At 59.7% G+C, this 20,041-nt stretch carries 15 protein-coding genes and 1 tRNA gene; 8 read left to right on the top strand and 8 right to left on the bottom strand.

Going from position 1 to position 20,041, the window contains the following annotated elements:
- The first annotated feature begins 395 nt into the window (after nucleotides 1-395).
- From aroA to tsaB, 6 genes are all read left to right on the top strand, one after another.
- On the top strand, nucleotides 396-1,661 hold the full coding sequence (gene aroA / locus SH664x_RS09550; protein WP_437206990.1) for a 3-phosphoshikimate 1-carboxyvinyltransferase: 1,266 nt from the start codon (nucleotides 396-398) through the stop codon (nucleotides 1,659-1,661).
- On the top strand, nucleotides 1,658-3,115 hold the full coding sequence (locus SH664x_RS09545) for a transcription antitermination factor NusB (RefSeq protein WP_437206988.1): 1,458 nt from the start codon (nucleotides 1,658-1,660) through the stop codon (nucleotides 3,113-3,115). Before aroA ends, SH664x_RS09545 begins: the two co-directional genes overlap by 4 nt.
- Nucleotides 3,116-3,294: 179 nt before the next feature.
- Nucleotides 3,295-6,051, top strand: a complete 2,757-nt coding sequence (acnA, locus tag SH664x_RS09540) for an aconitate hydratase AcnA (RefSeq protein WP_437206986.1) — start codon at nucleotides 3,295-3,297, stop codon at nucleotides 6,049-6,051.
- 54 nt (nucleotides 6,052-6,105) lie between these two features.
- The gene (gene hemQ / locus SH664x_RS09535) at nucleotides 6,106-6,951 is read left to right on the top strand and encodes a hydrogen peroxide-dependent heme synthase (protein WP_437206985.1); all 846 of its coding nucleotides are present in this window, start codon (nucleotides 6,106-6,108) and stop codon (nucleotides 6,949-6,951) included.
- Between the two features lie 142 nt (nucleotides 6,952-7,093).
- Nucleotides 7,094-7,179 (top strand) — tRNA-Leu (locus SH664x_RS09530).
- 172 nt (nucleotides 7,180-7,351) lie between these two features.
- On the top strand, nucleotides 7,352-8,068 hold the full coding sequence (gene tsaB, locus SH664x_RS09525) for a tRNA (adenosine(37)-N6)-threonylcarbamoyltransferase complex dimerization subunit type 1 TsaB (protein ID WP_437206983.1): 717 nt from the start codon (nucleotides 7,352-7,354) through the stop codon (nucleotides 8,066-8,068).
- A 155-nt stretch (nucleotides 8,069-8,223) separates the two neighbouring features.
- On the opposite strand, the gene SH664x_RS09520 is transcribed toward tsaB, so the two are convergent.
- Nucleotides 8,224-8,415: a hypothetical protein gene (locus SH664x_RS09520; protein WP_437206981.1), complete on the bottom strand. Its 192-nt coding sequence runs from the start codon at nucleotides 8,413-8,415 to the stop codon at nucleotides 8,224-8,226.
- A gap of 191 nt (nucleotides 8,416-8,606) precedes the next feature.
- On the opposite strand from SH664x_RS09520, the gene SH664x_RS09515 reads away from it, so the two are divergent.
- Both SH664x_RS09515 and SH664x_RS09510 read left to right on the top strand, forming a co-directional pair.
- The gene (locus SH664x_RS09515; RefSeq protein WP_437206979.1) at nucleotides 8,607-8,834 is read left to right on the top strand and encodes a hypothetical protein; all 228 of its coding nucleotides are present in this window, start codon (nucleotides 8,607-8,609) and stop codon (nucleotides 8,832-8,834) included.
- 51 nt (nucleotides 8,835-8,885) lie between these two features.
- On the top strand, nucleotides 8,886-9,092 hold the full coding sequence (locus tag SH664x_RS09510; RefSeq protein ID WP_437206977.1) for a hypothetical protein: 207 nt from the start codon (nucleotides 8,886-8,888) through the stop codon (nucleotides 9,090-9,092).
- Here SH664x_RS09510 and tsaD read toward each other — a convergent pair.
- The 7 genes from tsaD to SH664x_RS09475 all read right to left on the bottom strand — a co-directional run bounded on the left by tsaD (nucleotide 9,064) and on the right by SH664x_RS09475 (nucleotide 19,442).
- Nucleotides 9,064-10,149, bottom strand: a complete 1,086-nt coding sequence (gene tsaD, locus SH664x_RS09505) for a tRNA (adenosine(37)-N6)-threonylcarbamoyltransferase complex transferase subunit TsaD (protein WP_437206976.1) — start codon at nucleotides 10,147-10,149, stop codon at nucleotides 9,064-9,066. The genes SH664x_RS09510 and tsaD overlap by 29 nt on opposite strands.
- Nucleotides 10,146-11,648: a S41 family peptidase gene (locus SH664x_RS09500; RefSeq protein ID WP_437206974.1), complete on the bottom strand. Its 1,503-nt coding sequence runs from the start codon at nucleotides 11,646-11,648 to the stop codon at nucleotides 10,146-10,148. The genes tsaD and SH664x_RS09500 overlap by 4 nt, the downstream gene beginning before the upstream one ends.
- A gap of 160 nt (nucleotides 11,649-11,808) precedes the next feature.
- Nucleotides 11,809-13,131 carry a glucuronyl esterase domain-containing protein gene (locus SH664x_RS09495; RefSeq protein ID WP_437206972.1) on the bottom strand — a complete coding sequence of 441 codons (1,323 nt, stop codon included), beginning with the start codon at nucleotides 13,129-13,131 and terminating at the stop codon, nucleotides 11,809-11,811.
- A gap of 218 nt (nucleotides 13,132-13,349) precedes the next feature.
- Nucleotides 13,350-14,648: a fibronectin type III domain-containing protein gene (locus SH664x_RS09490; RefSeq protein ID WP_437206970.1), complete on the bottom strand. Its 1,299-nt coding sequence runs from the start codon at nucleotides 14,646-14,648 to the stop codon at nucleotides 13,350-13,352.
- 271 nt (nucleotides 14,649-14,919) lie between these two features.
- A complete protein-coding gene (locus SH664x_RS09485) occupies nucleotides 14,920-15,345 on the bottom strand; it encodes a hypothetical protein (protein WP_437206968.1) in 426 nt (141 codons plus the stop codon).
- A gap of 72 nt (nucleotides 15,346-15,417) precedes the next feature.
- Nucleotides 15,418-16,458 (bottom strand): DUF1559 family PulG-like putative transporter, encoded by a 1,041-nt coding sequence (locus SH664x_RS09480; RefSeq protein ID WP_437206967.1) that lies wholly within the window; start codon nucleotides 16,456-16,458, stop codon nucleotides 15,418-15,420.
- A gap of 506 nt (nucleotides 16,459-16,964) precedes the next feature.
- Nucleotides 16,965-19,442, bottom strand: a complete 2,478-nt coding sequence (locus tag SH664x_RS09475; RefSeq protein WP_437206965.1) for a hypothetical protein — start codon at nucleotides 19,440-19,442, stop codon at nucleotides 16,965-16,967.
- Between the last annotated feature and the right edge of the window lie 599 nt (nucleotides 19,443-20,041).

The following is a 20,041-nucleotide window of genomic DNA, read 5'->3' as shown; positions in this document are numbered from 1 at the left end:
GAAACGCGAGAGTGAAAACTCAATGTTTTCAGGGGATTCATCGCGATCCAGTCTCAAATGTGCCGCTTCGTTGGAAAGTGTGAATGATTCAGGCTTTCCCGCTTGAATGAGGCAGCGATTCTGCTATGACGCGGCCTGATTTTTGGGGGGAAATGACAGGCGTGTTGATCCTCAGAGTCCAGCTGCAATAAACCGGAAGTGCGTGACAGGCACGCCGTCGGATCGTGGTCCTGCCGTCGAGCCGGAAGAACCGAGCCCAGCCGCTGGCTGCAGTCGCACGACAAGTCGCGGTTTCTCCCGTAAGATGAGTTTTTGTGCTGAATTCCACCCGTCGTGAACCCTGCCCTTCGTCCCTTGTCGCGTTAGAACGTCAGAACGCAATGACCTCTCTGCAGATGACACCTGTTTCGAAGCCGATTCAGGGAACAATCCGGCCTCCCGGATCCAAAAGCATTACGAACCGGGCAATGATTCTGGCGACATTGGCTCGGGGGACCACCCGATTGACCGGCGTCCTCGACAGTGTCGACACCAGGGTCATGGCCGACGGGCTCGCCGCGTTGGGGGTCGGGATTGAAACTGATTTTGAACAGCAGACGATCGTCATTCCTGGAACCGAAGGTCGATTGCCGAACCACACCGCCGACCTGTGGTGCGAAAACAGCGGAACCAGTATCCGTTTTCTGACAGCGCTCTGCGCGTCAGCGCACGGCGATTATCGACTCGACGGCAATCCTCGGATGCGCGAGCGGCCCATCGCCCCACTGGTGAATACGCTCCGCAGCGTCGGGCTCGATATCGTCTGCGAATTCGACAACGGTTGTCCGCCCGTCATTGTGAACGCGCAGGGACTCCCGGGCGGGAAGATGCACGTTGCCGGCAATCTTTCCAGTCAGTACCTGAGTGCCCTGCTCATGGTCTCGCCGGTGGCCTGGTCCGACGCCACGATTGAAGTGCTGGGAGAACTGGTCTCCCGCCCGTATGTGGACATCACGCTGCGGATGATGGAGGACTTTGGGGCACACATCAGCGAGCCGCATCCCAACGTGTTTCATGTTCGGTCCCATCCCTATACCGGACGGCAATATGACATCGAACCCGATGCCTCGGCCGCCAGCTATTTCTTTGCGGCAGCGGCGGTCACCGGAGGCGAAGTCACAGTGACCGGCCTGCATCGCGAGGCCCTGCAGGGGGATGTTCGTTTCGTGCTCGCACTCGAACGGATGGGCTGCTCGGTCGACTGGAGATCCGATTCCATTACGGTGCGGGGGGGAGCGCTGCAGGGAATTGACGTCGATATGAACGACATCAGTGACACCGCCCAGACCTTGGCCTGTGTCGCTCCGTTCGCCAGTGGGCCGACGCGCATCCGCAACGTCGCCCATATGCGTCTCAAGGAAACGGACCGCGTGGCTGCCGTGGTGACGGAACTCAATCGCTGCGGGATCCGCACGGAAGAGCATGATGACGGCATGACGATTCACCCCGGGAATCCACAACCGGCACTCGTCCACACCTACGACGACCACCGCATGGCGATGAGCTTCGCGCTGCTGGGGCTGCGGGCGCCGGGCATTTCGATCGCGGACCCGGGTTGTACGTCCAAGACGTATCCTCAGTTTTTCGCGGATCTGGATCAACTCTGTCGAGGCGAAACATGACGTCGCCGCGCAGACGATCGTCGACTCGCAGTTCAAAAGCCCCTTCGGGCGCAGCGGCCAGTGCGCGCTGGCTGGCGTTTCTGGCGCTGCAGGCCTTTGAGCAGCGGGGCGCCTTCGTTTCCAAGGTTCTCGATGAACTCTTCGAAGCCCGGCAGGTCGACCCGCGCGAACGGCGATTGGCGACCGAACTGGCGAATGAAGTGGTCCGTCGTCGCTTGACTCTCGACAAGATCCTGTCGAGATATGTCTCGCGTCCGCGCGAAAGTGTCGAAGACGAGTTGTGGTGGCTCCTGCGGCTGGGATGCTGCCAGCTTGTCTGCCTGCCGCATATTCCGGTCCATGCCGCGGTTCATGAAACAGTGCAGCTGTGCGATCTGGTGAAGAAGGATCGCGCCAAACCATTCATCAACGGTGTCCTGCGGACACTGGAACGGGAATTGACTCAAGCCGGTGCGGATCAGCCGGAGAGCCCATCGGTCGATGGGGCAGATCTCCTTCCGCTGGTTCAATTACAGGGCCTGGAGTGGAGCGTTCGCGCGGTCCGTTTCGCACGTCCGGTCTTTACGGACCCGCACGTCGATTCGCGGGCCTGGCTGTCAGAAGTCGCCAGTCTCCCCCGCTGGCTGATCGATCGGTGGCACGCCCGCTTCGCGGACAACGAGAAGCTGCGGCGAACCAGTCTATGGCTGACGACGCAGGGGCGGATGTCGCTGCGGGTCAATCTTCTCCAGACGACGCGCGAGAAAATGCTGGAGGTGCTGGAGGCGGCGGGCGTTCCCGCTGTCGCCGGTCCCTTGCCGGAATCGATCAACCTGCTGGGGAGCGCGGTTGTTGGCAATATTTCCGGGTTTCGCGAGGGCTGGTTCAGCGTGCAGGACGAATCGGCCATGAACGCCGTCGATCTGCTCGATCCCCAGCCGGGCGACACCATTCTCGACGTCTGTTCTGCTCCCGGCGGGAAGACCGCCCATCTGGCCGAACGCCTGCGCGGCAGCGGACAGGTGATCGCCTGCGACATTTCAGATGCCCGGCTCCGCTCGGTCGACGAGAATGTGACCAGACTGAAGTTGCAGAATGTCCATGTTCAGCAGATTCATCCGTCAGGAGAAGATCTTCCCGCCGGACCGTTCGATGCCATCCTGCTGGATGTCCCCTGCTCCAATACCGGGGTGCTGGGAAAACGGGCCGAGGCCCGGTGGCGACTCGTTCCGGCATCCCTGGCGGAACTGGTCGACCTGCAAAAACGGCTGCTGCGAGACTCACTTTCCCGCGTCAAACCGGGGGGAAAAATTCTCTATTCAACCTGCAGCATCGATCAGGACGAGAATGAAGGGGTGGTTCACGCGGTGCTGGCGGATCATCCCGAATTTCGGGTCGAAAGCGTCCGTGAACATTGGCCCGGAACCCCCGCGGATGGGGGATATCAGACGTTGTTGATTCGTTCCGGAAACTGACCATTTTTTCAGCAGATTTGAAGTCCGCTCCGACACCGGACAAAATAGTGCCGACACCCTGAATTCGAAGAGAGCGAGATCGCAGGTTGCCCTCCCAGCAGCCTGATTTTCCGGGCGGCCGCAGCGTGAGAGTCCTCACCCGACGCCCCGATCCAGCCACACCGGAGTTGAACCCCATTATGAGCGCATCCAATTTGTTCGGTTCAGAAGCCGTCCTCAAGACCAAAGCGGGCGACGTCAAAATCAGTCGTCTGAACAAACTGACCGAATCCGGTCTCGGGGAAGTCTCCCGGCTGCCGTTCTCGATCCGCGTGCTGCTGGAATCAGCGCTCCGCAACTGCGATGACTACATCGTCAGCCGCCAGGATGTGCAGAACATTCTGAACTGGTCTCCGCATCAGGTCTCCAACACCGAAATCCCGTTCATGCCCGGACGGGTCGTGCTGCAGGACTTCACCGGCGTTCCCGCCGTGGTCGACCTCGCTGCGTTGCGGGCGGCAATGGTCCGCATGGGGGGGAACCCGCGCAAGATCAACCCGCTGGTCCCCTGCGATCTGGTGATCGACCACAGCGTGCAGGTCGACAGCTTTGCCGCCTTCAATTCGCTGCAGATCAACGTCGATCGCGAGTTCGAACGGAATCAGGAACGCTATCAGTTCCTGAAGTGGGGACAGCAGGCCTTCCAGAACTTCCGCGTTGTCCCTCCCGCCACCGGGATCGTGCATCAGGTGAATCTGGAATACCTCGCCAGCGTGGTGCTGACGAGTAACGGCGTCGCCTATCCGGACTCACTGGTCGGGACCGACTCGCACACCACCATGATCAACGGCCTCGGGGTTGTCGGCTGGGGTGTGGGGGGGATCGAAGCGGAAGCGGTAATGCTTGGCCAGCCGATTTACATGCTGCTGCCGGAAGTGGTCGGTTTCAAACTGACCGGGGAACTGCCGGAAGGCTCCACCGCGACCGACCTCGTGCTGACCGCGACGCAGATGCTGCGACGACAGGGTGTGGTCGGCAAGTTCGTGGAGTTCTTCGGTCCGGGACTGGCGGGAATGTCGCTGCCCGATCGCGCCACCATCGCCAACATGGCCCCGGAATACGGTGCGACCATGGGCTTCTTCCCGGTGGACGCCGAAACTCTCCGCTACCTCGAACGGACCGGCCGCAGCCCGGAACTGGTCGATCTGGTCGAACGCTACTACAAGGAACAGGGAATGTTCCGGACCGAAAACACTCCCGATCCGGAATTTACCGTCACTCTGGAACTCGATCTGGCGAACGTCGAACCTTCGATGGCGGGGCCAAAGCGTCCGCAGGACCGCATCCTCCTCTCCGGCATGAAGAGCCAATGGGAGCAGGATCTGTCGACGACGTTCGGCAAATCGACCCCCACCGCCGATTCGACTCCTGCCTCCATGCTCGACGAAGGGGGCCCGGCGCTCGCGACCGCAGCAGCAGTGTCTGCTGATCCGGGGCTCGACGGCGTGGAAGTGGAATACGAGGGAGAGCAGTTCAAGCTGAAGCATGGTGCCGTGGTCATTGCGGCCATCACCAGCTGCACCAACACCAGCAATCCCAGCGTCATGATGGCGGCTGGACTCGTCGCCCGGAATGCCGTTAAACGGGGACTCCAGCGGAAACCGTGGGTGAAGTCTTCACTGGCTCCGGGAAGCCGCGTCGTCACCGACTATCTGAAGCGCGCCGGTGTGACTGAAGCACTCGACGCACTCGGCTTCCAGACCGTCGGCTATGGCTGCACCACCTGTATCGGTAACAGCGGTCCGCTGCCGGACCCGATCGCCGACGCCGTTCAGGAGAACGATCTGGTGGTCTGCTCGGTCCTGTCCGGCAACCGGAACTTCGAAGGACGGGTCAATCCGCACGTGAAGGCCAACTACCTCGCCAGCCCGCCGCTGGTCGTAGCCTATGCCCTCGCCGGAACGACCGACATCGATCTCGTCGAAGAACCGATCGGGGAAGATCAGCAGGGGAACCCGGTCTATCTGAAAGACCTCTGGCCCAGCCAGAAAGAAATTGCCGACACCGTTGCCGCAGCCATGAATCCCGAGATGTTCGTCCGCGAATACTCCCATGCGGCCGAAGGCCCCGAGCAGTGGCAGGCGATTCAGAGCGGAACGGGAGACCTTTACGAGTGGGATGCAGACAGCACTTACGTTCAAGAGCCTCCGTTCTTCGTCGACATCCCGAAGACACCGTCCCCGATCCAGTCGGTGACCGGGGCCCGGGTGCTGGTCAGCGTGGGGGATTCCTGCACGACCGACCACATCAGCCCGGCCGGCAGCATCAAGAAAGACTCCCCGGCAGGAAAATTCCTGATCGAGCATGGAGTGCCCCCCGTCGACTTCAACAGCTACGGAAGCCGACGCGGCAACGATCGGGTGATGACCCGCGGAACGTTCGCCAACATCCGCTTGCGGAACCTGCTCGCTCCCGGGACCGAAGGGGGCGTCAGCGTCCACCTGCCGACCGCCACTCAGGGATCCATTTTCGACGTGGCGATGAAGTACAAGGAGACCAACACGCCGCTCGTTGTTCTGGCCGGTAAGGAATACGGAACCGGTTCGTCCCGCGACTGGGCCGCCAAGGGAACCCAGCAGCTGGGGATCCGGGTGGTCATCGCCGAAAGCTATGAGCGGATCCACCGTTCCAACCTGATCGGGATGGGGATTCTGCCGTTGCAGTACCGCCCTGGTGAAAGTCGCGAAGCGCTGGAGTTCGACGGCACCGAGGTCTTTGACGTCGCCCTGAACGATGACCTCAAGCCGGGACAGGCTGTGGAAGTGACCGCTCACCGTGCGAACGGGGAAGACGTGCACTTCGTCACCACCTGCCGGATCGATACCCCGGTGGAAGTCGAGTACTACCGCAACGGCGGCATTCTGCACAAGGTGCTGCGAGACCTGTTGAAGAGCTGATTTCGACGTCCTTCGACGTTGGAGATCCCGACTGCGACCGCTCGAAAGGCTGTCATGAGTCGCCCCGGACATTCCGCTCCCCCCCTGCCAGAACCGACCACTCGTCTGCAGGAAGGCTGGCATTGCCTGCACATTTATTACTCCGTGGACCGGGCTGCTCTGGCTGCCCTGTCTGCGGAGGACCGTGCAGCCGGGGCGGCGGAGGTCATCGACCTGCTGAATCCGGAACGGGAAGGAGCACCGCAGCGGCTGCTCGTTTCCGCGGTCTCGGGACATCGGGCCGATCTGGGGCTGATGCTGCTTGACCCGGATCCTCTCAAGCTCGATGCGGTGCATCAGGGGCTGCGGGCCTCCCGTCTGGGAGCCGCTCTGCAGCCGACGTATTCGTTTGTCTCGATTACCGAGGTCTCTGAATACGTCCCGACGGTGGAGCAGTACGCCGAAAAGCTGCAGGCGACCGGGACATCCCCTGATGATCCGTCGTATGCCGCCAAGGTGAAGGCCTATGAACAGCGGTTGCCGATGATGAATCAGCAGCGGTTGTATCCGGAAGCCCCCGCCTGGCCGGTGATCTGCTTCTATCCGATGAACAAGATCCGGCATCCGCAGGCGAACTGGTATCAGCTGCCGTTCAGTGCCCGATCCGCGCTGATGGCGGAGCACGCCACGTCCGGCATCAAGTTCGCCGGCAAGGTGTCTCAGTTGATTACCGCGTCAACCGGTTTCGACGACTGGGAATGGGGTGTCACGCTGTGGGGGCGGACTCCGGAATACATCAAGGAAATTGTCTATACAATGCGGTTTGATGAGGCATCGGCCCGTTATGCGGAGTTCGGGCCATTCTACCTCGGATACCTGATGTCTGCGGAAGAGGTCCTGAAGCATCTGCGGATTATGTGACTGCTGACGGATTTACGACCCTGACGGGGACGTGGGGGTCATTGCGGCAGTCCCCCCGGACATGAGAATGCAATTTTCCGCGTTCCGCAGCGGCGAACTGAGTTGCTGCATCACGTGTCCCCCATTAGAGTACCGGACTACCGCTCGGGTGGCGAAACTGGCAGACGCGCCAGCTTGAGGTGCTGGTGCCCGTAACTGGGCTTGCAGGTTCGAATCCTGTCCCGAGCATTTGCCTCGGCTCACTGACGAGCCGATGGATTCAGCCGTTTGCTCCTCACGGGCAAGCGGCTTTTTTTGTGAGTGGTGGTGCTCCTCCCTAGCAGAGCCTCAGGCCCATGAGCCTGCGCCCCTGTTCAGGCTCGATGTGATGTGGGATCGCCGTCCGCCCGGACATGGAAACGTGTCCCCTGCCTCCCATTTTGTCATGATCACACTCGGAATCGAAACCTCGGGACGTGCCGGCTCCGTTGCCCTGCTGCGGGATGGAGAGCTGCTCGAGAACGTGGAACTGTCTGCCAGCGGTCGCCGACATGCGCGAACACTGGTCCCTGAGATCGGCGAGCTGCTCCTGCGTCATCAGCTGACGTCATTCGATGTTGATGTGGTGGGTGTCAGTATCGGTCCGGGAAGCTTCACCGGGCTGCGCACCGGCTGCGTTTGCGCCAAGACCTTCGCTTTTGCGACCGGCTGCAGAATTGTGGGAGTCGATACCTTTCTCGCGGTGGCCTCGCAGTCGCCGCCAGATGTGCGGTCGGTGTGGGTCATCGACGATGCCCTGCGTGGTGACCTCTTCGCAGGTGAATACCACCAGAGCACCGAGGGGGACTGGAGCTGCGTCACGCCTCCGCGGCTGGTGGCACTGGCCGAGTGGCGCTCTCTCGTCACTTCGTCGCAGTCTGTCTCCGGACCGGGAGTAGAAAAGCTGACCGAGGACTTGCAGGGGTTGGCGTTGCGGACTGGCGCTGACTGTTCTCCGCAGGCGGCATCAGTCGCCCGACTGGCCTCTCAGCGCGCCGACCGCAACCAGTGTGACGATGCCTGGTCGCTGGAACCGGTTTATATCCGCCGGAGTGCTGCAGAAGAAAAGGCGGATGCAAAGGCGTCGGGCCAGAGTTGAACCGGTCTGGCGGTCATCTGCTGGGACGCTGCGGACCGATGCTCCCCGGTGGAGTCGCGGTCTGACTTTTGATCCGGCGGTCGCTGATGCGCGGGGTGGTGCGTTTTATCAGTCCCAGCGTATATGGCACGAGCACCGGAATCGGCCCCGGTTCCCTATAGGCCGACGAGTTCTCCGGAGCCGGTCGCGATCTGCCTTGCTCCTTTGAGAAATTCCTGAAAGGTTTTCTCTCCCCGCACGTATTTCTTCAGCACATTGTGCTCTTCGGCTTCCGGGTCGCAGCAGGTCCCGACAATCGGACTCGTTTGCTGCTGCGAGAGGAAGGTGGAGCGGTGCAGAGTTCTCAATGTTTCAGGGCCGTCGCGGATGGGCGTCCTGCGCAACCTTCGCGGAGCTATCCGGAGCGGTTTGACTGGGATGAACCATTCCACGGGCCCGTTGCTGCACGGACTGAAACGGGTGGACGGCTGTTTGAGAAATCGCAGCGGGCAGGGGAATGCTGTCTGGCAAGGTTCACATTCAGGGAAAGGCTGGGATCATGGTTCGGGAAGTTCGTCTGGGCTGGGATGCAGATCGTCCTGTTCCTCCGGAGATCAGTCGGCAGGACTGGGATTGCGACGATCCGGGAATCGATCGGGCTCTGCCGCATGTGCAGCGTCGCCGCAAACGCCGCGTCGCGAAAGTCCCGGGAGCAACCAAGTCGGGGGCCCCCCCCAGTCTGAATCGAACGGCTGACCGACGTGGCGATCCACGCCACGATCGATAGCTGCCCGACTCTGCGATTTTTCTCGTCCGCCCCCATCATCAGAGGCAATGCATGTCCGCAGTGGAAGTTCGCAAGCAGATCTCCATCTTCCTGCCGGTGACCGACTGGAAGGCATTACGGCAGGAAGCAGCCCGGCTGCAGATTCCTATTACGGAGCTTTGCCGACGCTGGATCGGCCCGGAGATTGAGTCGCTCAGGAGGCAGCAGGCTTCGGGGGCGGAGCGGGGCTTCAGGCCTGCCGAACGAGTCCGGGAGTGACATCGACATCGAGCGGAGCTGTTTTGCCCGCACGCAGCAGCTCCCAGGCAATCGCTCCCATCGCAGCGTTGTCGGTGCAGAGTGACAGGGGGGCGATGACCACGTCGATGCCGTTTTTCTTCCGCAGCTCTTCCAGCCGCTCGCGAAACCGGGCATTGGCAGCGACACCGCCGCCGATGCAGAGGGTGCGGCGCCGATACCGCTTGAGTGCCTGTCTGCACTTCCCAATCAGGACGTCGACAACGGCCTCCTGAAAACTCGCAGCCAGATCCGCGGTGCGTTCAGGCGTCAGCGGGGGAATGACCTGCTTCGAACCCGGTTGGCCGATCGCCGTATAGCGGAGCGCGGTTTTCAGTCCGCTGAAACTGAAGGCGAGCCGGTCGTCGTGCAGGAAGGATCGGGGAAAATCGAAGGCTTTCCGGTTCCCTCCCTGAGCGATCTTTTGAATCCAGGGTCCTCCGGGATAGGGCAGCCCCAGGAGCGCGGCCGCTTTGTCAAATGCTTCGCCGGCGGCATCGTCGATGGTCGAGCCAATCAGTTCGTATTCGATGGCCGATTTGCAGTCATACAGGTTGGTATGGCCCCCGCTGACGACAAGTCCGATCGCCGGAAAGACATCCCGTTCGGCGATCATCCGGCAGGCGTACAGGTGGGCATGAATATGATTGACCGCAATCAGCGGCTTGTTCAGGACGAGCGCCAATGTTTTGGCAGCAGTCACTCCGACCAGCAGCGACCCGACAAGTCCCGGTTCCGTCATCACAGCAACTGCCGACAGCTGTGACAGGGAGATCTTCGCGCGTTCCAGTGCCGCCTGGATCACCGGGAGAATGCGGGACAGATGGGCGCGTGATGCAATTTCCGGGACGACGCCGCCAAACCGCTGATGCAGTTCATCCTGTGAGGCGACGACACTGCTGAGCACTCGCAGTTGCTCGTCGACCACTGCGGCAGCGGTTTCATCGCAGGATGATTCAATCGCCAGCAAGGGACCAACCGATGCGGAATCCGCTGCCGCGACCGGTGGCGGCAGTGGACTCGACTGCAACTCCGTCATGTTGCCTGCCCTGCCGGCACGGGATACAGACGGAAGAAATTCCGGGCTGCCTTCTTGGTTTCGACAGGTGCGGGGGGAGCTTCGTCCTCCTTCTTCTGGTCGTCCGCTTTCTGTCCCTCATTCTTGGGAGCGGCCGTCCCCTTTGCCAACTGTTCTTCGATGTATTTACGAGCAGCGTTCAGCTGGCGATCATCGAACTTCGGTTTCTCGCCCCCTTTGCCGGGGATATCACGCAGCCGGCGGTCTTCCTGGTACTTCATGAACTCGGGCATCGAATACTCAATGCGATAGCCTTCATTCGGCGAGACTCCCCACTCGTCTTCATCCTTGGCGTTGGGGAACTTGTGAATGTTTTTTCCGCTCGGGCGATGGTAACTGGCCGTGGTCAGCTTGAGGGCACTTTTGCCCCCTTCCAGGTCAATCACGTCCTGCACGCTCCCTTTGCCCCAGCTGCGCTCGCCGATGACGACCGCTCGGCCGTGATCCTGCAGACAGGCACTCACAATTTCGCTGGCGGAGGCACTGTATTTATTGATCAGTACCGCAATCGGGAAGCCGGTAAAGGTACCGAAGCTCTTGGCAGTCCACTTGCGGGGAAGGCTGTTGCGGCCATCCGTGCTAACGATGGTTCCCTCTTCAATGAAGAGATCGCAGATGTCCACCGCCGACTGGAGCAGGCCGCCGGGGTTCGTACGCAGGTCGATGATCAGGCCCTTCATCCCCTGCCGGCGAAGACTCTTGAGTGCTTCGCGAACTTCCGCAGCGCTGCGGCTGGTGAAGTGCGTGATGCGGATATACCCGATCTTCTTTTCCGGATCGAGCATCAGCTCCCATTTGCCGGTTTTGTCGCATGAGTCGCCGAGCACGGTGTCGAGATGAATCGTGTCGCGAATCAGCTCCAGGCGTTCGACCTTGCGGTCTTTGTCCCCCGCGCGGACGATCCCCAGTTCGACTTTCTCCCCCTGTTTGCCCTGCAGCATTTCGACCGCGGTGGTCAGTTCTTTCTGGTGGGGGAAGTCTTTGACCGGCTTGCCGTCGATTTCGACGATCTGGTCTCCGGAATGAATCCCCGCATCGTAGGCGGGGCTGCCGGCCAGCGGGGTGACGACTTCAATCGCCCGGTCTTTTTCGTCGAAATTCACGCGAATCCCGACGCCCGTGAATTCCTGTGAAAGGGCCTGGGTGAACTTGTCGAGATCTTCGGGGGCAATGTAATCCGAATAGGGATCGAGCTCGGTGAGCATGCCGCGGACGGCGCCCTCGATCAGTTTTCTGCGGTCGACGTCTTTCACGTAGTTGCGGTCGATTTCCTGAAAGGTATCGACGAAGACCCGCATCAACTCGTAGTACTCTTCATCGGTCGTTTTCGCGGGCTTGTCCGGACTCGCCTCGGTCGATGCTGCTTTCCCGTCCTCAGCCCGGACAGTGCCGGGAACAAGCGTTCCGGCGAAACAGAAGAGAGCAATGAGACAAAAAAGTTGTTGAGAACTCTTCAACATCCGGCCATCCCTCGACCTGTGGTGCAAGATTATTCCGCTGTCGCATTGTAGATACGCCTGCGCCCCGCAGCAAGATGACCGCAGGAGTCCCCTCGCGATAGAGCGAGGCGGCCCCTCTCTTCGCCCCTGACCTTCGCAAGTCAATCGGGGCATTCCAGGCTCATTCGCGAACCGACGGTGTGGGATGCTGAAAGTGTCGATCCGCGAAATCGAGGTATTGAGCCCAGTCATACTCGGTGATGTCGTGATTGCCAGTCCGCACGTGGTAACCAATTGTTGAGCCCGTCAGTGGCTGATCGACCGCAGGCTGCGCACTGGGAGGGGCTTCGCCACCCATTCCGTTGGTCCCGAGCAGCCGATACACCGGGTCGGCGTGGAGCGCTCCGAGAAATTCCCCCTTGGGGTCCGCGCCACGGTCGAGATGAGCACTCGCCACGTAGACCGGACGGGGAGCAATCAGGCTGATGAGCTGATGCTGGTCGACCGGAGGAGGATTCTGATCCCCATACTGCTGGAAATTCCCGCAGAACCACTGCCCATACTTGGTGCGGATCTGCTCGACCGTCTGCCCGAACTGGCGGCGACTGAGGGCCGCCCCCGCACACCCGGAATCGTTGGCAATCACGATGGCGAAACGGGGATCGGTCGCTCCCGCCCATAAAGAGGTTTTACCGAGTCGGGAATGTCCGATCACCGCCACATGGCCGGCGTCGATCAGTTCATCTTTCTCCAGATAGTCAAGCCCCCGGCTGAGCCCCCACGCCCAGGCCCCGATACTTCCCCATTCATCAGGGGCAGGACGAGTCTGTCCCGCGCGATAGAAGGCAGGGTGAATGCCGTTCTGAAAGCCGTCATCATAATCCGGATCCAGATCTCCATAGAAAATCGTGCCGACAGCGTATCCGCGGTCGATGGCCTTCTCGTATGGCCAGCGACTGACATTCACGCCCCGCGAGGCTTCAGTGGCCCGGTGTTCGACAATCCCTTTCAACGGATCATCTCTCATCCAGTTTGCGTTCATGAGGACGGCGGGATCCGTCGTGGTTGCCTGATTCCCCCAAAAATTCAGTCCCAGGAACGCGGGGACCGGATGCGGGCGCTTCGGGACATAGAGCAACAGCATCATGGTGATGGGCTGCGGCTTGGTCGCGAGCACGATCTCGACCTGCTTACGAATCGCCTTGCCGTTCAGTGCTTCGTCCGATTGCTCAACGATTCTGTATTCGATCGATTGAGGGGCTGCGGGCGGTTTGCCGTAGACGTGTGTCTCGAACAGCCGGAGGATTTCCGGTCGACGTTTCTCGTGCCACATCCCGGCATCGGTCACCGGCGTGCCGTCTTCCATTCGGAGGGGATCGGGCAGCGTATAGGGAGAGACTTTGTCCTCATCGAAGTTGTACTTATCTCTGGCGAATGCCTGTGGGCGGTGTTGTGACAGCAGGAGCAGGCCTGCAGCGCATATGTTCTTCAGGAAAGAGTTCATAGACGTTCCGAGGATGAGGAGAGGAACCAAATGTCAGGTGTTCTGCACAGGCTTGTTCCCCCGCCTTCGGGAGGAACTGACTATCAGGCCGCGCCGCGATCCACGCCGCTCACCAATCGTTTGTGACCGTGAGGGGAGTGATGAACGTGGCAACGGAGTGCGGTGGAGCAAACGCGATCGCTGCCACGTCAAAACCGACAGTGCTGATCGCCTGGGATTCAGGCACCCCGCCCCATCGGATGCTGGGGGCGTTTCTGTGTCGTGCAGATGTCGACAAGCCGACCGGAATGAGTCATGGCGATATGGAATCGCCGATCTCCTTCAATGCGGTGCAGAGTCACATGATAATTCGAGGAGGTTGACGCCATATAGGGACGCGGCTCAACATCGTGCAATGAACGCAATGCGCCCCATGATCCGTCGCCGAGAAAGACCAACCCGTTCTTGTCGATCAAACCGTCCTTCAGGGGGTGAGTCCGTTTGAACGTATGGTCGTGATGCTCGAGGACCACGTCGACGTTAAATTTTTCGAACAGCGGCACCCAGTGTTCGCGGCTCTCCACGCCCGATTTCTCGAACGACCGGTACGAAGGATAGGAGGGGACATGCTGAGCAACGATCAGGTGCGGTCGTTCGGTGCGTTCCCGCAGCTGGTGATTCAGCCACGACGTCTGCTCCTCGTCGATGGGAGCGATGTGTCCGGTATCAAGGAGGACGAGGCTCAGGTAGTCACCGAAATCGAGCGTAGCATAGGTCTGCTCGGGAAACAGTCCTGCGTAGAGTGCGCTGAAAAACGGAGCCACGCGGGCATCGCGGATGGTAATTGCCTCGTGATTTCCGATGGCCGGCACGATGGGAATCAGGCGTTTGGCGGAGTCGAGCATGTCCGCCCGATAGTTCTTGAGGAACTGGAGATTCGCTCCGGGACGGGCTCCCGCGCTGGTCACGTCATAGGCGATGTCACCACCCATGAGGACAAACATGGGATCCTGACTGGCTGCGAGCAGATTGCTCGTTCGGGCATCGTCCTTGGGGCCGCTGTCTCCACCAGAAACGAACTGAAAACTGTTGGTGATTTTGGCGGGCATCGTCTGGAACCTCAGGATTTCGGTTCCCGTGCCGATCTTCAGCTGATACTGCGTGCCCGGTTCGAGGCCAGTCGCTTCCGCGCGATAAACGAAAAGTTCCGGAACGGGGTAGTTGCGCCGTTGTGTCGGGAAGGTGTACCAGGTTTCTTCGCCGACCTTCGCGATGTGAATCCGGGCCTGAGCCTCGGGCAGTTCCCCGGACACCCATGTTGGCAGAATGGTCGTGGTCGGATCACGCTGCCACGTGAGAAACAGCGTGTCCGGGTTCCCGTTTCGGAAGTCGGGGGGTGTATCCTTGGGCTTCAACGGAAAGAATCCGTCGGCTGCAGCTTCGTTCGACCAGATGAGCGAGGAGTGGCCAAATAAAGGGATCGCGGAAAGCCCTGCCAGAGAAGCCTGAAGAAAGTGGCGTCGATTCAAATCGTGCATGGCGAGTTCCTGGTTCGGAGGGTGTGGCTGGCAGGTTGATTCAGCCAGCGGAATGGATGGCGAGCAAGTTCCTCTCTCGGTCCTGCGCGGCACACAGTTCGTCTGATGAAGGGCTCATTTCCGCCGAGCGAGAACGGGACACTCAAGAGTCAAAATGCGCGAGGAGGACCGGAAAGTGTCTAGGCAGCTTTTCCGATGAGTCACGGCGTGGCCAGGAAGGAAAAATCAGGGGACGATCAATTGTGATCGCCCCCCGCTGGGAGAGGTCTCTTCATTTGGTCAACGCAAAATCAATCTTGTTGCTGCCGGAAATCACATTGGCGGTTAATTCCGTTTGTTCGTGATAGCGGGGAGGCAGAAACTCCTTGATCCCTTTCACTCCGGGCTGATTGCCGGAACCCTCCTGAGGATTCCTCTCCGTGGTGATGCGGACCGTATGGGGACCCACGAGGGCCCCTTTCCTGCTGGCGGTGTACGTGAGCTCGTAGCTGCCATCTTCCTGTGTCACTGCCAGAGAAGGACGCCCCTTCCCTGAGGAAAAGGCCACCACGGCTCCTTCCAGTGGGACGCCGTCCAGAGTGACGATGCCCGTGACAGGAGCGATGTCCAAGTCAGCCCTGTGGCATCCGGGGAGCAACAGGGCAATTCCTCCCCACGCCAGCAGGCAGGGGAGTCTCGTGAAAACTGGAATCTTCAAGCGACACCTCATGGTCTTGGGTGGAATACGGAAGCGTAGGGGACCTGTCGATACAGACGTTCCAATCCGCTGTCAGAATTCCCCAACCACCAGACCATCCGCGATGCCGATGAGGGACCCCAGGGTACAGTTAATGGTATTCCCCGGGACGTGATAAATGTTCTCGCTGATGAACCGGACAGAGCCATCACCCATCACAAAGTGCACGCCACCCACATGATTGGAGCTATATCCGCTCTTGTGCTCGCCGGTGATGGTGCTGTTCAACGGGAGCCAGGCTGCCCCGACGGCAGTGTTCTGCCCGCGATGATTTGTGGACTGGTTGGACCCGCCGAGGAGCCCTTCGGCGAGGCTGGCCGCCGTATGGTGGTTCGCCACGGCATACAGAATTCCGGCCTCGGGTCGAGCCGGAGCACCGCCAATCTCGTAAGCCCGCTCCCCGACAAAAAACGTGTTACTCAGACCGTCGGTGATGTGACTGAATTTGATGGGAGCACCACGAGCGGGAGTGCCGGCACCGTTCGGAACGAAGGCACCCGTGGCGCCACCGGTGTTGACGTTGTCGCTGCCGTTACGGGGATTGGGTGAGGTCCACCGGATCACTCCGCGATTGCTGTTGGAACCGACATAGTTGGTGACCGCCAGATAGACCTCTTCCGAGGTGACGGGATCTTTGAAGTAGCGGTTCACGTTGTGCGTGACGGGGCCGATGTCCGAGGGGCAGCGGAAGACCGGCATCCCGGCCTGCATCTCCGCCAGATTCTTCTGGTAAGCATCGCTGACCCGCTGATCCCCGACTTTCAGGAGGTTGTACATCGGAGCCTGATCGACGTACGGCAGAATCATGGCCGTCCAGGCCCACAGTCCTGCTTCAGCAGTGTTCACCCGGCGGTCCTGAATGGCGCTCGGAGGCAAACTGTTGTGGGCGTCGTAGTAGTTGTGAAGTGCCAGCCCGATCTGTTTGAGATTGTTCTTGCACTGACTGCGACGCGCCGATTCTCGAGCTTGCTGCACTGCCGGCAGCAGCAGAGCCACCAGGACCCCAATGATGGCGATCACCACCAGGAGCTCAATGAGTGTAAAACCAGCCTGTTGTTTTCGGCGACGCTTCATGCCTTGACTCCGTGACAAGATTGAAAGACGGGGATGATCTTGGGGACGAGCGCATCACAACTCAGGAAGAAGAAGTTAATTTTCGATATTGCGAAGGACTCCAACAGCACACAAAGAAAAGACCCGACACGTTGACCAGTTTTGGTCAAATGTGATGGATTTGTTCACTGCTGTCAAGGCAGTTGCAACAACTGACATGGCAGTTGTTGCGGGGGTGTCTGGCGGAACAAGCACCGCCCCAGCGTCGCGATTCTCGACAGCCAGTCGGTGCGAACGGGCGTAGGAGAAGACGAACAGAGATACGACGCCGGCTAGAAAATCACGGCCCACAAGTGGCACATTGCGGTCGACACGCTGGGAGTGATCGTGGCGACCATTGTGCATGGATAGTAGGAGCAGGGTCGCGATGGGGCGTACTTTCTGCTGATGAAGCTCACCGCCGTGGCGGACTGTGGCCCGCAAGGGCGGCCGGATTGCCAGCACCCTGAGTTTTGACTCACGAACTGTTAATTCGATTTCGATTCACCACTTTCGACAGATGCATTGGTGGATCGCTTCGGCCAGTTCAGATGGTGGTGGAGGAAATCGTAAGTCCCCTGGCCATTGATCGTGTGCGGGCCATTGAAAATTTCAATCTCAGCAAGATCGGCCAGATTCAGCTTGATGTAGGGGCGACGCGCCCGGGCAAATTCCGAGGAGACCCAGTCATCCGGCGCCACGGGATCATCCATCCCCCGTTCGACCATGAATGGTCTGGGAATCATCAGCCAGGCGAGCTCTCCATAATTGGCGACATGGCCCATGTTCCATTCGAAGATCTCGTTCTCATTGGTGTACACATACGAGTACGAACTCTCCGCTGACGCATTCTTGCGAATCCAATCATTGAAATCCGCGGAGCAGATCGACAGGCAATACCCAGGTCTGTTCTCACCGGGAACCAGCAGCATGGGGACGCGCATCGCGGTCTTTCCTCCGTATGACAGACCATAGAAGGCGATCCGGTCTGCATCGACATAGGAGAGCCCGGCGAGCCAATTCAGCGTCTGGCGGTGCTGCTCGACAATATAGCTGAACAGCGATCGACCGAGCGGGTTGCTCTTGCGCTGCAGGATGCGGAAGCGGTCAACGCCGCGATAAGGATTCTGCGGGGCATAGACCACGAATCCCCGTTTCGCCAGTTCGAGGCTGGCTGCTTTGTAGTATTTCCAGTCTCTCGAATTCGGGTCGGTCTCCAGGGTCGCTTGCGGAGTCCCTTCCAACCCGTGCTGAAAGACCACCACCGGACGTTTTTCACCCGGTTTCAAATCATGGGGGACGAGCAGAATTCCCCCGGCGAAGACACCTGGATCCTGAAGTGCAGAGCCGGCAGTCTGGGGGCCGGCAGGATGGAGATCAAGCATCACTTCGTAGCCGGTGCAGTCGGCATTCTCGAAGACTTTTCGAGAACGGGGATTTGCAGGGACTGAAGCGGAAGGGAGTGTGCCAATAAAAGTCTCATGGACCAGTTGGCGATACTTGTCGCACAGCGAGATGTGCTGTTCAACGGTTCTCGCTCTGCGAAGGTCCTGCCAGAGGTCCTCCCGAAACTTCTGACTTCGATCGAGAATCCGCTGGCTATAGCGGACGAGTTCCTCGACCTGTGATTTCATCCGCTGCTTCTGAAAGGCTTCCGAATTTCCGAAGGACGTCCGTGTAACGTCAGCCTCGCGGGGCCGGACGTGAAAGTCGGGAATCACAGAAGTAATGATCCGGTCAAGCGCTGCCAGCGATCGGCTGTCTGCTTCGTTACTGTGTGTGTTGAGCAGTAATGTCGCGGCCGGTCCGGCGTTCATCTGGTGGTAATATGCGGAAGCTCTGTTGAACTCGCGCTGAACGCTCTCCTGATCAGGGGTGTGGATCTCTCCAGGCGCAGCCCGTGATGGTCGACCATCGGGCAGTGCAGTCCGGGTCACCGTCGGGACAGCGCAGTTCTCGATCAACAGCGGCCGCGGAGCGATCAGGCTGGCCATTTCGGCATCGCCGAATTCACGCAACTGGCCGTACAGATTACGGTAGATCGGCTCTCTCCAGACCTGTGTGCGTTCATTGAAGTACCCCCGAACGGCAACTCCCTCAATGGACTGCGGTGCGATCGCCCCGGCGGTGAGCGCGATCAGGCCACCCTCACTTGTGCCGATCACAACTGTTGAGAGCGGACGGTCGAGGTCCCGTTTGACTGCTTCAATTCCGGTCAGGATTTTCGCGACGTCATAACCGACAGGGTGCTGGCCGAGGTCAAATGAAAGTCGATAAATAAACTCGCGATGCGGCAGTTCCGCATTGCGATAGGTGAATTCGGAATCGCGGTTGATCAGGAGTGGGCAGAGTACCAGGCACCCCTGTTCCGCCAGCAGCCGCGCAAATTGCTGCGATTCAGAAATCCCCGGCGACAGGCCGAAGCACGCCTCCGGTGTCTGGTCAGCATCGGGGATGAATACGACAAGGGGCAGGCTCGATGCTTTGTCCCCACGAACACTGGTCGGCACAGCCAGCAGCCCTCGGCCGGTCACTCCTTCGAAGGCATCCCATTGACAGGTGATGACGCGGCTTCCAGCCAGCAATCCGCCGGGAGCCGTGTGACCGCTGGCAGCGGGGTCGTTCCCGCTTCTCAGCAATGTCGGCAACTCCGCCAGCTGCCGGGGGAGACCGATAATTTCTTTCAAACGTTCCCGGGCTGCCATGCGGTCCTGTTGCCCCTGCGCGGAGTCCGGGGAATGCTTCAGCCAGCCGGCTTTGCGCTCCCGATGAGCCCGTTCAAGTTCGCGCTCGGCATACAGCGAGATCCCGCGAACCATCGCTTCGTTTAACGGTTCAATCAGCTGGAGGGGCTGGGTATTGGGAAGAGTGGCAGTGGAATGGTCGGGCAAATCTTCCGCGCAAAGAGGTGCAGAGAGCCCTACGAGACAAACAAACGTCGCCAAAAATCCAGGTTGTGTTTGCATCGGCGAAGAAGTCCGTTGATGCAGCGCTTTCGTGCGACGACGAAGTGGGAGGTCGAAGGACACTCACCTGATACGGCAGCAGAAACGCGTTGCAAAGTTGAGGAAGATAGGACGACGTCTGCGATCGGTACGCAACGACATTCGGTGCACACATTACCTTTCCCGTTGAGATCCGCGATTGTATTGAACGGACACCTGCATGTCCGAATGTTCCGGAAGCTCGCTCGCGAGGTTTGTTTGTTCTATTTCAAGTGGCGAGCTGGAAGCCAACCGTCTGATTCGGATTGTCGCTGGGTGACGCCACTTTCCGGGGACATTCAGTTCTTCCGATGCCCGTGTGCAGGAGTTCGGCCCTACTTGTGAGTCCGACTGCTCCAAGTTCGTTGTGCTTCGCAAAAAAAACGAGTTGTGAGTGGCAAGGCGATCACGACGGTCAACGTGAATGCGATCCGCCCGGGTGAGGTTCAGAAAGGGTCGAATCGTGGGCGGCCGCATCGGCGGCATCCAATTTCGGCGAGACAGACAAGGTTTTTCCCGCGGGGAGACGAGAGCATTTCACAGATCGTGCCACACTGATGAAATGTCAATCTTCGGAATTT

It is taken from the genome of Planctomicrobium aquicomposti (assembly GCF_051466325.1).
Lineage (GTDB): Bacteria > Planctomycetota > Planctomycetia > Planctomycetales > Planctomycetaceae > Planctomicrobium.
Note: the sequence above shows the minus strand (reverse complement) of the source record. Positions and strands in the feature narration are given on the sequence as shown.

Coding starts and splice junctions, on each gene's coding strand:
- aroA (WP_437206990.1), top strand. CDS start 396: ATGACACCTGTTTCGAAGCCGATTCAGGGAACAATCCGGCCTCCCGGA.
- SH664x_RS09545 (WP_437206988.1), top strand. CDS start 1,658: ATGACGTCGCCGCGCAGACGATCGTCGACTCGCAGTTCAAAAGCCCCT.
- acnA (WP_437206986.1), top strand. CDS start 3,295: ATGAGCGCATCCAATTTGTTCGGTTCAGAAGCCGTCCTCAAGACCAAA.
- hemQ (WP_437206985.1), top strand. CDS start 6,106: ATGAGTCGCCCCGGACATTCCGCTCCCCCCCTGCCAGAACCGACCACT.
- SH664x_RS09515 (WP_437206979.1), top strand. CDS start 8,607: ATGGTTCGGGAAGTTCGTCTGGGCTGGGATGCAGATCGTCCTGTTCCT.
- SH664x_RS09510 (WP_437206977.1), top strand. CDS start 8,886: ATGTCCGCAGTGGAAGTTCGCAAGCAGATCTCCATCTTCCTGCCGGTG.
- tsaD (WP_437206976.1), bottom strand. CDS start 10,149: ATGACGGAGTTGCAGTCGAGTCCACTGCCGCCACCGGTCGCGGCAGCG.
- SH664x_RS09500 (WP_437206974.1), bottom strand. CDS start 11,648: ATGTTGAAGAGTTCTCAACAACTTTTTTGTCTCATTGCTCTCTTCTGT.
- SH664x_RS09495 (WP_437206972.1), bottom strand. CDS start 13,131: ATGAACTCTTTCCTGAAGAACATATGCGCTGCAGGCCTGCTCCTGCTG.
- SH664x_RS09490 (WP_437206970.1), bottom strand. CDS start 14,648: ATGCACGATTTGAATCGACGCCACTTTCTTCAGGCTTCTCTGGCAGGG.
- SH664x_RS09480 (WP_437206967.1), bottom strand. CDS start 16,458: ATGAAGCGTCGCCGAAAACAACAGGCTGGTTTTACACTCATTGAGCTC.
- SH664x_RS09475 (WP_437206965.1), bottom strand. CDS start 19,442: ATGCAAACACAACCTGGATTTTTGGCGACGTTTGTTTGTCTCGTAGGG.